General features: G+C 59.6%; 12 protein-coding genes. 5 read left to right on the top strand and 7 right to left on the bottom strand.

Going from position 1 to position 11,735, the window contains the following annotated elements; translation table 11 throughout:
- Positions 1-192: 192 nt before the first annotated feature.
- Positions 193-1,179, bottom strand: coding sequence for a tRNA dihydrouridine(20/20a) synthase DusA (gene dusA / locus AC07S6_RS18370; protein WP_198791499.1), 987 nt, complete (start codon positions 1,177-1,179; stop codon positions 193-195).
- A gap of 251 nt (positions 1,180-1,430) precedes the next feature.
- Between dusA and AC07S6_RS18365 the strand changes: the two genes are divergently transcribed.
- Together AC07S6_RS18365 and AC07S6_RS18360 are read left to right on the top strand one after the other, a co-directional pair.
- Positions 1,431-1,796 (top strand): DUF6124 family protein, encoded by a 366-nt coding sequence (locus AC07S6_RS18365; RefSeq protein WP_440842001.1) that lies wholly within the window; start codon positions 1,431-1,433, stop codon positions 1,794-1,796.
- Positions 1,797-1,941: 145 nt separating this feature from the next.
- A complete protein-coding gene (locus AC07S6_RS18360; protein WP_495112749.1) occupies positions 1,942-2,160 on the top strand; it encodes a hypothetical protein in 219 nt (72 codons plus the stop codon).
- A gap of 663 nt (positions 2,161-2,823) precedes the next feature.
- Here AC07S6_RS18360 and AC07S6_RS18355 read toward each other — a convergent pair.
- On the bottom strand, positions 2,824-4,011 hold the full coding sequence (locus AC07S6_RS18355; RefSeq protein ID WP_495112748.1) for an MFS transporter: 1,188 nt from the start codon (positions 4,009-4,011) through the stop codon (positions 2,824-2,826).
- A gap of 481 nt (positions 4,012-4,492) precedes the next feature.
- Here AC07S6_RS18355 and mqo point away from each other — a divergent pair, with 481 nt between their 5' ends.
- Complete coding sequence (gene mqo, locus AC07S6_RS18350) at positions 4,493-6,139, top strand: malate dehydrogenase (quinone) (RefSeq protein WP_032902653.1); 1,647 nt, start codon at positions 4,493-4,495, stop codon at positions 6,137-6,139.
- 64 nt (positions 6,140-6,203) lie between these two features.
- Here mqo and AC07S6_RS18345 read toward each other — a convergent pair whose 3' ends face one another.
- Positions 6,204-6,908 (bottom strand): NADPH-dependent F420 reductase, encoded by a 705-nt coding sequence (locus AC07S6_RS18345; RefSeq protein WP_490613649.1) that lies wholly within the window; start codon positions 6,906-6,908, stop codon positions 6,204-6,206.
- A 66-nt stretch (positions 6,909-6,974) separates the two neighbouring features.
- Here AC07S6_RS18345 and AC07S6_RS18340 point away from each other — a divergent pair, with 66 nt between their 5' ends.
- Both AC07S6_RS18340 and AC07S6_RS18335 read left to right on the top strand, forming a co-directional pair.
- Positions 6,975-7,871 (top strand): LysR family transcriptional regulator, encoded by an 897-nt coding sequence (locus AC07S6_RS18340; RefSeq protein ID WP_495112747.1) that lies wholly within the window; start codon positions 6,975-6,977, stop codon positions 7,869-7,871.
- 192 nt (positions 7,872-8,063) lie between these two features.
- Positions 8,064-8,393, top strand: coding sequence for a YXWGXW repeat-containing protein (locus AC07S6_RS18335; protein WP_054920036.1), 330 nt, complete (start codon positions 8,064-8,066; stop codon positions 8,391-8,393).
- Between the two features lie 136 nt (positions 8,394-8,529).
- Here AC07S6_RS18335 and AC07S6_RS18330 read toward each other — a convergent pair whose 3' ends face one another.
- The 4 genes from AC07S6_RS18330 to AC07S6_RS18315 all read right to left on the bottom strand — a co-directional run bounded on the left by AC07S6_RS18330 (position 8,530) and on the right by AC07S6_RS18315 (position 11,698).
- Positions 8,530-8,925, bottom strand: a complete 396-nt coding sequence (locus AC07S6_RS18330) for a type II toxin-antitoxin system VapC family toxin (RefSeq protein ID WP_032892813.1) — start codon at positions 8,923-8,925, stop codon at positions 8,530-8,532.
- A complete protein-coding gene (locus AC07S6_RS18325) occupies positions 8,922-9,179 on the bottom strand; it encodes an AbrB/MazE/SpoVT family DNA-binding domain-containing protein (RefSeq protein WP_032892812.1) in 258 nt (85 codons plus the stop codon). Before AC07S6_RS18325 ends, AC07S6_RS18330 begins: the two co-directional genes overlap by 4 nt.
- A gap of 172 nt (positions 9,180-9,351) precedes the next feature.
- Positions 9,352-10,725 carry a nucleotide 5'-monophosphate nucleosidase PpnN gene (gene ppnN, locus AC07S6_RS18320; RefSeq protein ID WP_014717596.1) on the bottom strand — a complete coding sequence of 458 codons (1,374 nt, stop codon included), beginning with the start codon at positions 10,723-10,725 and terminating at the stop codon, positions 9,352-9,354.
- Between the two features lie 148 nt (positions 10,726-10,873).
- Positions 10,874-11,698: an aspartyl/asparaginyl beta-hydroxylase domain-containing protein gene (locus tag AC07S6_RS18315; protein WP_148852338.1), complete on the bottom strand. Its 825-nt coding sequence runs from the start codon at positions 11,696-11,698 to the stop codon at positions 10,874-10,876.
- Positions 11,699-11,735 lie beyond the last annotated feature (37 nt).

Raw genomic sequence — 11,735 nt, 5'->3', positions numbered from 1 at the left:
GATAACGCCGGTACACCCAATGAGTACTTACCTGACACTCACCAGGCAAAAATGTGGGAGCTGGCTTGCCTGCGATAACGCCGGTACACCCAATGAGTACTTACCTGACACTCACCAGGCAAAAATGTGGGAGCTGGCTTGCCTGCGATAGCGTCGGTACGCCCAATGAGCATCTACCTGACACTCGACCAATCACCGCCCCTCCAACAACGTCCCCGCCTGATCCAGCAACGCCAACGGATCCGCAGCCTTATGAATATCCACCGACAACAACTGCCTGAACTTGCGTGCCCCTGGAAACCCCGTGCCCAACCCCAACACATGCCGCGTGATGTGATGCATCGTCCCACCACTGGCCAAATGCTCAGCAATATAAGGCCGCAACTGCGCCAACGCCTCCGCCCGACTAATCACCGGCGCCTCACTGCCAAACAACCGCTGGTCCACCTCCGCCAACAGATACGGATTGTGATAAGCCTCCCGCCCCAGCATCACCCCATCAAACGTCTGCAAATGCTCCTGGCACTGCTCCAGCGTCTTGATCCCACCATTGAGATTAATCTCCAACTCCGGAAAATCCCGCTTCAACTGCGCCGCCACGTCATAACGCAACGGCGGAATGTCCCGGTTCTCCTTGGGCGACAACCCCTCCAGAATCGCAATCCGCGCATGCACGGTAAAACTGGTGCAACCGGCATCCTTCACAGTCCCGACGAAATCACACAACTGTGCATAACTGTCCCGCCCATTGATGCCGATACGGTGCTTCACCGTCACCGGAATCGACACCGCATCGCGCATGGCCTTCACACAGTCCGCCACCAGGGCAGGATGCGCCATCAGGATCGCGCCGATCATATTGTTCTGCACGCGGTCGCTGGGGCAGCCGACGTTCAGGTTCACTTCGTCGTAACCGGCGGCCTCGGCCATTCGGGCGCAGGCGGCCAGATCAGCCGGAACACTGCCGCCCAACTGCAGCGCCAGCGGGTGCTCGGCTTCGTTGTGGCGCAGGAAGCGGTCGTGATCGCCATGGAGGATAGCGCCGGTGGTGACCATCTCGGTGTAGAGCAGGGCGTGTTTGGAGAGCAGGCGTAGGAAGAACCGGCAGTGGCGGTCGGTCCAGTCCATCATGGGGGCGACTGAAAAGCGGCGGGAGAGTGGGGCGGTTTGTAAGGACATGGGAATCTGAGTCAGCGAGGCGAATGGGGCGCAGTTTATCAGGGATGGCTCTCGGGTGTTGGGGGGGGGAAGGCGTACGCTGCGCATCTCAGGCCCACGATCCCCTACGGAAATTTCCCACGATTTTCTCGGCTTGCCCCTCAGATCACCCGTAGTTAACCTCCTCAAGCCGTTACAAACCCAGCGGCCGGAGGTGGAAGTCCGTATTGCTAAGGAGTTTTTAACTCCCGAAAATCTTTGGAGCTTCGCCCATGCACAACAACACACGCAGTTCTTCACTTGATCAAAGCGTGTCGCCCGTCGGCCCCAAGCTTCAAGCCGCAGCCCAGCGCGCAATCAACCATCACTTGCCCCCATCCGACGACGCTGCGCCCACCGAGCGCCCAAGCGAAAACCTATTCATCGTCAACCCGTCCATCGACTCCGAAACCCTCCTGGCCAACGCCGCCGAAAACCTGGCATCCGCCAACGAAATGGCCGCCACCTTGGCTTTTGACCTCGACGACTCCCAGCGCGCCATCGCCTTGGGCATCCAGCAGTTAATCGAGTTGAGCTCGCTGCTCGTTGACCGAGCTCAGGAGCAAGTTGCGCCTGTAACCGCCCCAGTCAAAGCCTGACAACCAACCCTGCCGCCTTACCCAAGGCGGCAACCTGAACTCATGCTGTCCCACAGCAAAGTTTCATAATTCCCTGCACCGTTGAGGTCTACGATTCCCTGCAAGAGAGGACCCCAGCGCCTCCAGCCCATAGGGAACTGAAACCATGATCTCGAACCTCGTCAAAGTTGTGATGATCACCGGCACGTTGATGTTGAGTGCTTGTTCATCTTCACCAGCCGTGAGCAGTGACCCGTGCTTTTCAGGTGGATGCCGGGCGTTTGGTGACCATAGCCCCAACAAGGCCGCGAAGATGAATTTCGGTGGCAGTGGGCTGGGGAGTAGTTATGGGGAGTATGGTTCGGGGTTGTTGCATGATGATTGATGGGGTGGTGGGGCGAGAGTGTTTCGCTTGCTTTGCTGCTTTGCAAAGTGAGCAGCCGTTGGGGGAGAACGCTAAGTAGCCGTTGCCTGAGTAACGGATAGGTGCGCGGTCTGATCCCGCATTTTCGTCGGCTGTCGGGCCGTCTTCGCGAGCAAGCCCGCTCCCACAGTTGGAGTGTGGGAGTCAGGGAGATAAGCGTCGGCTGTCAGGTCTTCACGGGAGCAAGCTCCCTCGCCACAGGTGCAGCGTCGTGCCGAAGTTGTGTAGATATAAATATTGATGCTGCGGTGGCGGTGGGTCAGTTAATTCGTCTGTTACTGATATACCGCTATCGCAGGCAAGCCAGCTCCCACATTGGCCATGTATCGCTCGCAGAATCAGCGCCCGGCTCGGATCCCTGTGGGAGAGGGCTTGCTCGCGATGGCGGTGGGTCAGTTAATGCATCTGTCACTGATACACCGCTATCGCAGGCAAGCCAGCTCCCACAGTGGCCATGTATCGCTCGCAGAATCAGCGCCCGGCCCAGATCCCTGTGGGAGCGGGCTTGCTCGCGAAGGCGGCGTGTCAGTCACTGAATCTATAACTGAACCACTGCTTTCCCAGGCAAGCCAGCTCCACACATTGGTATTGTGTTCGCTTAGCTGATCGGTATTAGGTGAGCCGTTATTGACCGCCTTTCATCCGCCGGGCAATCAGGTAGAGGCCCAGGCCCACCAGGGCTGTCGCGGCACCGATGTAGCCGGTACTGGTCCACCCCAACCCCGCCGTAATCGCCATCCCGCCAAACCACGGTCCCAGCGCATTCGCCAGGTTAAACGCCGCATGGTTGGACGCTGCCGCCAAGCTCGGCGCTTCGTGGGCAATGTCCATCAGGCGAATCTGCAACGGCGCCGCCAACGCGACCATGGTGCCCACCAACCCCATGCTCAGCAGCACGCCCCACAGCGAAGACGCGGCGAAGGGGAAGAACAACAACACCGCCATCGACCATACCAATATCAAACCCACCGCCCGAAACTGCATGCGATCAAACAGTTTGCCACCGGCAATGTTGCCGATGATGCCGCCCACGCCAAAGGCGGCAAGGCCGAAGGGGATCCACTGCGGCGAGACTTTGGTCACTTCCAGCATGGTCGGCGCCAGGTAGCTGAATACGCAGAACATCCCGGCAAAGCCAATCGCGCCGATGGACAGGGCCATCCATACCTGGGGTTTGGTGAAGGCGCGCAGTTCTTTGCGTGGGTCGCTGCGTTGTTCGTCGTGGCGGTGGGGCACGAATTGCCAGACCAGGGCGATGGTGAGCAGGGCGATCACGCTGACCAGGGCGAACGCCGAGCGCCAGCCCAGGTGTTGGCCGAGGAAGGTGGCAATGGGGTTGCCCAGCAGCATGGCCAGGGTCAGGCCCATCATCACGCGGGCTACGGCGCCGGCGCGTTTGTCGGTGGGCACCATGCTGGAGGCGACCACGGCGGCGATGCCGAAGTAGGCGCCGTGGGGCAGGCCGCTGATAAAGCGGAAGGCCACCAGCGAGCCGAAGGTGGGGGTGAAGGCGGTGGCGAAGTTGCCCAGGGCGTACAGGCCCATCAGCAACAGCAGCATGTGCTTGCGCAGCAGCTTGGCGCCGAGGATAGCCAGCAGTGGGGCGCCGACCATCACGCCCAGGGCATAGGCGCTGATGGCGTGGCCCACCTGGGGTTCGCTCAGGCCCAGGTTCTGGGCGATGTCGGGCATCAGGCCCATGATGGCGAATTCGCCGGTGCCGATCGCGAAGGCGCCCACGGCCATGGCCGCTTCCATTTTGGCGGCGCTGCGCGCGGGCATTACGTGCCCGGGTGTTTGCTGGATTGTCATGGGTAACTCTGTGTGGAGGGTGTGCACGAAGGACGTCGCCGATGCTACGCAAGCCGCGACGAAGGTGTCTAGAACCGCCATTTTCGGCAGAGTTCCACGCCTGTGACCGCAGGTCGCGGCTGCCAGGCTTGACAGGGGCGCATTAAAAGCCGCGATTTAGGCCTGTCAATTGGCCAAACGGCGCATAAACGCTGTTTAGCGTGATATTCTGCGCGCCGTCTTGGGCTAGTCTTTCCCTGGTGCGTACACCCGTATACGTCCCAGCGGTTGGCTGTCGCCCAGGTAGCTGAAGCCAATAATGATAAGAAGTCAGCGCAGAAGGGACATAACAGTGAGGTCGATCCATCGGCCTTGTGTGCCCACCCTGCAGCCTTTATGTGACTGTGCAGACCCCGCGGTACGTTGCCTGACGTAGCGTGAACGAGGGTTACTCATGATCAGGGGCGGTAGGGCGGATGGCGTTTTATCATAGGTGCTACTGATGTTTAAAAAAGTAAACACTGCCCTGCTGGGGCTGGCTTTGTCGATGGGGATCACGTCCGTTCACGCGGAAGAGGCAAAGAAAGTCGATGTGCTGCTGATCGGCGGCGGCATCATGAGTGCAACCCTGGGTGTCTGGCTCAATGAGCTGGAACCGGATTGGTCGATGGAGATGGTCGAGCGCCTCGATGGCGTGGCCGAAGAAAGCTCCAACGGCTGGAACAACGCCGGTACCGGTCACTCGGCCCTGGCTGAGCTGAACTACACCCCGGAAGACAAGAACGGCAACGTTGAGATCCCGAAAGCGGTCGAGATCAACGAAGCGTTCCAGATCTCCCGTCAGTTCTGGTCCTGGCAGGTTCAGCAGGGCGTGTTGAAGAACCCGCGTTCGTTCATCAACTCCACTCCGCACATGAGCTTTGTGTGGGGCGATGACAACATCAAGTTCCTGAAAAAACGCTACGAAGCCCTGAAGGCCAGCCCGCTGTTCGCTGGCATGCAGTACTCCGAAGACCCGGCGCAAATCGCCAAGTGGGTTCCGTTGATGATGGAAGGGCGTGATCCCAACCAGAAAATCGCGGCCACCTGGAGCCCGATCGGTACCGACGTGAACTTCGGCGAGATCACCCGCCAGTTTGTCGCTCACCTGCAAACCACGCCGAAGTTTGACTTGAAGCTGTCGAGCGAAGTGCAGGACATCACCCGCAACGACGACGGTTCGTGGCGTGTGAGCTACAAAAACCTCAAAGACGGCACCAAGACTGAAACCGACGCCAAGTTCGTGTTCATCGGCGCCGGCGGCGGTGCCCTGCACCTGCTGCAGAAGTCGGGCATTCCTGAAGCCAAGGAATACGCAGGCTTCCCGGTGGGTGGTTCGTTCCTGGTGACCGAAAACCCGACCATCGCCGAGCAGCACCTGGCCAAGGCCTACGGCAAGGCTTCGGTAGGTTCGCCACCGATGTCGGTTCCGCACCTGGACACCCGTGTGCTGGATGGCAAGCGCGTGATTCTGTTTGGCCCATTCGCGACCTTCTCGACCAAGTTCCTGAAGGAAGGCTCGTACCTGGACCTGCTGACCAGCACCACCACCCACAACATCTGGCCTATGACCAAAGTCGGTATTCGTGAATACCCACTGGTCGAGTACCTCGCCGGCCAACTGATGCTGTCTGATGATGACCGCTTCAAGGCACTGCAAGAGTACTTCCCGAACGCCAAGCAGTCCGACTGGCGCCTGTGGCAAGCCGGTCAGCGCGTGCAGATCATCAAGCGTGATGAAGAGCAAGGCGGCGTGCTGAAGCTGGGTACCGAAGTGGTCAGCTCTGCCGACAACTCCATTGCCGGCCTGTTGGGTGCATCGCCAGGCGCGTCCACCGCGGCTCCGATCATGCTGACCGTGCTGCAAAAGGTGTTCAAGGACAAAGTAGCCAGCCCGGCCTGGCAGGAAAAACTGCACCAGATCGTGCCAAGCTACGGCACCAAGCTGAACGACAGCCCTGAAGCTGTTGCCAAGGAATGGGCCTACACTGCCGGTGTGCTGCAACTGACACCACCGCCAGCGATCCCGCAACTGGCTGCTCCACAGGCTACCGAGGCTGCCAAGCCTGCGGCTGAGCCAAGCAAGCCGGCGTCTGATCTGGCGCTGTAAGCAACACCCACGAAAAAGCCCGCTGAACCGGTGACGGTCAGCGGGCTTTTTTGTGGGGAAATGTTCAGGAGAGCGGCGGGTGTCGCTCCACCGGGGGCAGCTCAACCGTACGCTCGGCCGCTGCCAGCGCCGCCTTCAAGCCCGCTTGGTTCAGGGGCACGCAGTACGCCGGTTTGGCCCGCTCGAATCGCCAGCTTTCATCCAGCTCACCAGCGTCGACGGCATCGAACCCCAACTCATCGAGCAGCTGGGTCACGACGGCCTTCGCGGTGGCGTCATCCGCCGCGACGGGCAGCGCCCGCCGATCAGGTGCACCGTGAGGGCGGGCATCTTGCGTCAGGTCGGGGGCGAAGATCGCGTTAAACACTTTCACCACGTGTGAATGTGTCAAATGGTCGGCCAGCAAGCGGCTGGTAGTCGTTTCAAAGCGGTCCAGCTCTGGGATATGCCCATCGCGGTCGGGGTAGTAATTGTTGGCATCCATCACCGTTTTACCCTCCAGCCATTGCGCGGGCACGCTGCGGTAGTGTTGAAAGGGAATCGCCACTAGCACCACATCGCCGAACCGTGCGGCATCGTCTGCGCTGCCAACTTGCACACCGAGTATGCCGCTTACCACGCTGCTCATGGTGTGCGGGCCGCGGGAATTGCTCAGCATCACCTCATGCCCGGCGGCCAAGGCCAGTTGTGCCACAGCACGCCCAATGAAACCTGCTCCAATTACGCCAATCTTCATGTGCTTGCTCCGATGGAAGTACGAAGTGGCTATGATGATTGGCAACCATTTGGCGATAAATCGCAGTTGTGGCGCGGCTGTTGTTACTGGGGGTAGGGAATGATGGATCGTTTATCAAGCATGAATGCCTTTGTGATGGCTGCTGAGCTCGGTTCCTACGTGCGTGCCGCTGAGCGCTTGAATATGTCACCGCAAATGGTTGCCAAGCATGTCACCGCCTTGGAACAACGCTTGGGCGCGCGCTTGCTTAACCGTACTACGCGAAGGCAAAGCCTTACGGAGTTGGGGAGCGCTTACTACGAACGTTGCAAGCACATCCTGACGGAGACTGAGGCGGCGGATTCCCTTGCGCAAATCATGAACGACACCCCGCGTGGCAAGCTGAAAATCACCGCCCCGGTGACGTTCGGCTCCTACAGCCTGATGCCGTTGATCACCGGATTCTTGCGTGACAACCCGGATGTGCAAATCGATCTGCACCTTACGGATCGTTTCGTCGACCTGGTAGAGGAGGGCTATGAGGCGGCCTTTCGTATCGGCCCCTTGGGGACCACTGGCCTGACCGCCCGGCCGCTGGCGCCGTATCGCCTGGTTGTCTGTGCGGCACCGTCCTATTTGCAGGCGCGGGGCACACCGATGACGCCGGCAGACCTTGAGCCTCACGAATGCCTGGGCTATGCCTTCTGGTCACGCCCGGCAGATCGTGAATGGGTGTTTTACCAAGGTGCGGTCCCGCACAGGGTGCAGGTAAGCAGCCGTTTGCAGATCAACGAAAGCAGGGCGCTGATGTCGGCGGCGCTGGATGGTTTCGGTATCGTGCTCGGCCCTGAAGACTTCTTGCGCAGGGCACTGGCCGAGGGCCAGTTAGTGCGGGTGCTGCCGGACTTTGACGCGCCAAGTCGATCAATGCATTTGGTCTACACCGCGAATCGGCAGCGCACGGCTAAGTTGCGGCGGTTTGTCGACGCCGTATTACAACGTTTTGGCTCGGTTTAAACGCGCGAGCTCTCTCACCTGTTCATGCAGATGCAGCGCCAGCAGTGCCCGTTCGACTTGAGGCCGGTGGGTTCAGCAATCTGACAGACATTTCCTGTTAAAAATAATCAAAGCCCATGCAGGAGCCCGGCTGGAATAAAGGCGGATTACTTTCTGATGCAGGTGCAAGGCGTTCGCGCCCGAGGGTTTTGTATGTTGTTACGTTATGCAGCATTGGCCGCCATGGTGGTGGCGGCGTCCGGGTGTGTACAAGAGCGTGTAGTACATGAACGCAGGCCGGTGCAACGTGAGTATGTTGAGGTGGTGGCGCCGCAGCCGCCTCCGGTGCAGGTGATAGAAGTCGAACCGGCGGTACGCGAGGGTTATATCTGGTCACGCGGTTACTGGCGTTGGGAAGGCGGGCGCTATGTGGCGGTGCACGGCCATTGGGAGCCGGTGCGCCAGGGCTATCGTTATGTACACCCGCACTGGGTGCAGCGTAATGATGGCTACCATTGGCAGGTCGGTGGCTGGGTTCGCTGACCAAACCTCCTCACCCTTTCCTCTGTAGGAGCGAGCTTGCTCGCGAAAAACGTCAACGGTTACGCGGGCATTCAGGTTGCGCGCGGTGCCTGTGAGTTTTTCGCGAGCAAGCTCGCTCCTACACAAACAAAGCGGGCTAGCCGAGCCGTTTCATTCCCGCTGCCTTGGCCGCGTTCAGATCAAAGGTTGCGGTGTACTCGCAGCCCGCCGCATGGCCACAGCGTTCAACCAGGCAGTCGGCAAAGTCGGCTTTGCCTGCGGTGAACTTGCGCAGTGCCTGCCAGATGATATCGGCGTGCTCGACGGTCAGCTCCCGCGTGTGCAACAAGGTTTCCAGCACCATTACCACGTCGCTTTTGGCCGACTGGTAGCAGGACTGCAACACCCACACCAACTCCGTAAGCGTTACCAGGCTGACAAAGCCTGGCGAGGCGGCGGTGAGCGATTCGATCAGCTGGGACGCCTTGGCTGATTGAACCGGGTCGTCCTGGGTCACGTAACGCACCAGCACGTTGGTATCCAGGCCGATCATCCAGCTGTTGCTCCCTGGGCCGCGATGGCGCGGTTCATGTCTTCGATAGACACGGCATGGGCGGGCTTGCGGATCAAACCTTTGAGGTCCTTGACGGTTTTGCTTGCGGCAATCATGGAAAACTTGCCGTCTTCCATTTCAACGAATTCCACCCGGTCGCCTGTTTCCAGGCCCAGGGCCGTCCTGACCTGGACAGGGATGGTGATTTGCCCTTTTGAAGTGAGTGTGGCGGTGGCCATAGTGAAGATCTCCATCGTGATATTCCTTACCTTAGGGTAAGGGATGACAGAGGACAATATCCGTTGGTCCATAGGTCGCTCGCTGAGGTGGGTGAGTCTGAGTAATAAAACCCTAGTCCGAACACTCGCACCTCACACGCCGGGACATGCCCCAAACAGATACAAACTATGACCGACCGCCGCTAGCTCATTGCACCACGCGGTAGCACGGTACATACGCCGCGCCGCCTGGCAACTTCATGCGGTGCTGGGCCACGAATGCCTTCAGCAGCTCATCCAACGGTTTCATGATCGCCGGGTCGCCGTGGATCTCATACGGGCCGTTCTCCTCGATCAGGCGAATACCCTTGTCCTTGACGTTACCCGCCACGATCCCCGAGAACGCCCGGCGCAGGTTGGCCGCCAATTCATGGGGCGGCAGTGCGTGGCTCAGTTGCAGGCTGGCCATGTTTTCGTGGGTGGGGTCGAACGGGCGCTGGAAGCCTTCGTCGATCTTCAGCAGCCAGTTGAAATGGAACGCGTCGTTACGCTCGCGGCGGAATTGCTTCACCGCCTTGAGGCCGGTGGTCATCTGGCGGGCCACTTCGGCCGGGTCGTCGATGATGATCTGGTAATGCTTCTGCGCCGCTTCGCCCAGGGTGGCACCGACAAACGCGTGTAATTGTTCCAGGTAAGGCGCGGCATGTTTCGGCCCGGTAAGCACCACCGGGAACGGCAGGTCGCGGTTGTCCGGGTGCATGAGGATGCCCAGCAGGTACAGGAACTCCTCGGCCGTACCGGCGCCGCCGGGGAAGATGATGATGCCGTGGCCGACACGCACGAAGGCTTCCAGGCGTTTTTCGATGTCCGGCAAAATCACCAGCTCGTTGACGATGGGGTTCGGCGCTTCGGCGGCGATGATGCCTGGCTCGGTCAAGCCCAGGTAACGGCCATTGGTGATGCGTTGCTTGGCGTGGGAAATGGTCGCGCCCTTCATTGGGCCTTTCATCACGCCTGGGCCGCAACCGGTGCACACGTCGAGGCTGCGCAGGCCCAGTTCGTGCCCGACTTTCTTGGTGTATTTGTATTCTTCGGTGTTGATCGAATGGCCGCCCCAGCACACCACGATCTTCGGCTCCACACCCGGGCGCAGCGTACGGGCGTTACGCAGCAGGTGGAACACGTAATCGGTGATGCCTTGGGAGTTGCTCAGGTCGATACGCTGGCTATCCAGCTCGTTCTCGGTGTAGACGATGTCGCGCAGGGCGCTGAACAGCATTTCGCGGGTGCTGGCAATCATTTCGCCATCGACGAAGGCATCGGCGGGGGCGTTGAGCAGTTCCAGACGTACGCCGCGGTCCTGCTGGTGAATACGCACTTCAAAGTCTTTGTAGGCGTCGAGGATGGTCTTGGCGTTGTCGATATGCGCGCCGGTATTGAGAATCGCCAGGGCGCATTGGCGGAACAGGGTGTAGATGCTGCCGGTACCGGCTTCGCTCAGTTGCTGCACTTCACGTTGGGACAGGGTTTCGAGGCTGCCCTTGGGGCTGACGGAGGCGTTGATGACTTGACGTTGGGGCATTCTGATTCCTTGAAAGCACAGCCACCGCGCCCGCTAGGGGGCGATGGCTTGAGAAGGGTGAGCGCCAATTAAGGTCGCACGAGACGGTTATTTACCTCAGGCGCAAGGCCCAGCGCAAATGCCGTCCAACACCATCATGCCGCAGAACTTACTGAATCAGCTTCCAGTTTTTGTAGAAAACCCGACGCAGGGTAAAGACCAGGCCGGCAAACCCTGCGATCACGGCGTTGAGCACCGAGGGCAGCAGGGTCGGGCGCACAATATCAATGAACAGGCAGTAGCGTTTGGCGTCGTTTTTGTTGAAGGACGCGTGCATCAGCGTGTCATCGAAGATAAACAGCGGGTCGTCGTGCCAGTAGTGCTTGTGCTTACCCACCTGGATATACACGCCCTCATGGTGCGGTGCCGGCGCCATGTTGTAGAGCACACGGAACATCATGCGCAGAGGGCCGAAGTGGAAAGACGTCGAGCGGTTCTCGTTGAACACCGAGACGCCGATGGTTTTCACGAACGGCAGTTTCTTGCGCAGCTGCGGGATATCCAGGGTAGTTTCGATCGGGCGACCGTACCACTGGAAGAACAACATGCCGCGTTTCTTCTCGGCCATGCGCTCGTCCAGGTAGCTGATGATTTCATCCTTGCGGGCCATGGCGTCGTCGATCACCTGTTGCAGGTCTTCGCGCCAGGCCGGCGGCAGGTCTTGCATGGTATAGACATGCCGGTTGCGGCTGCTCAGCAGGTCCAGCAGGGTGTTGAACGGTGCCAGCACCCAGGTATTACGACCGTTGCCGATAAAATACTTCTTGATGGTGTCGCGGTCGTACAGGCCGTTACGCAGGAAGTCATAAACGCCGCAGCACACCACCAACAGCAGAAACACCAGGCAACTGCGCGGGAAACAATAGATCAACAGCAGAACGCCGAGCGCCCACGCCAGGGACACCAGCTTTTTGCCGACAGCATTTTTGCTCATGAAACGAGGCTCCAAAGCCGAAATATATTGAAACAAT

This window comes from Pseudomonas sp. GW821-FHT07B01, from assembly GCF_059419065.1.
The sequence above is the reverse complement of the archived record's forward strand: the minus strand, read 5'-3'. Positions and strand labels throughout refer to the sequence as shown.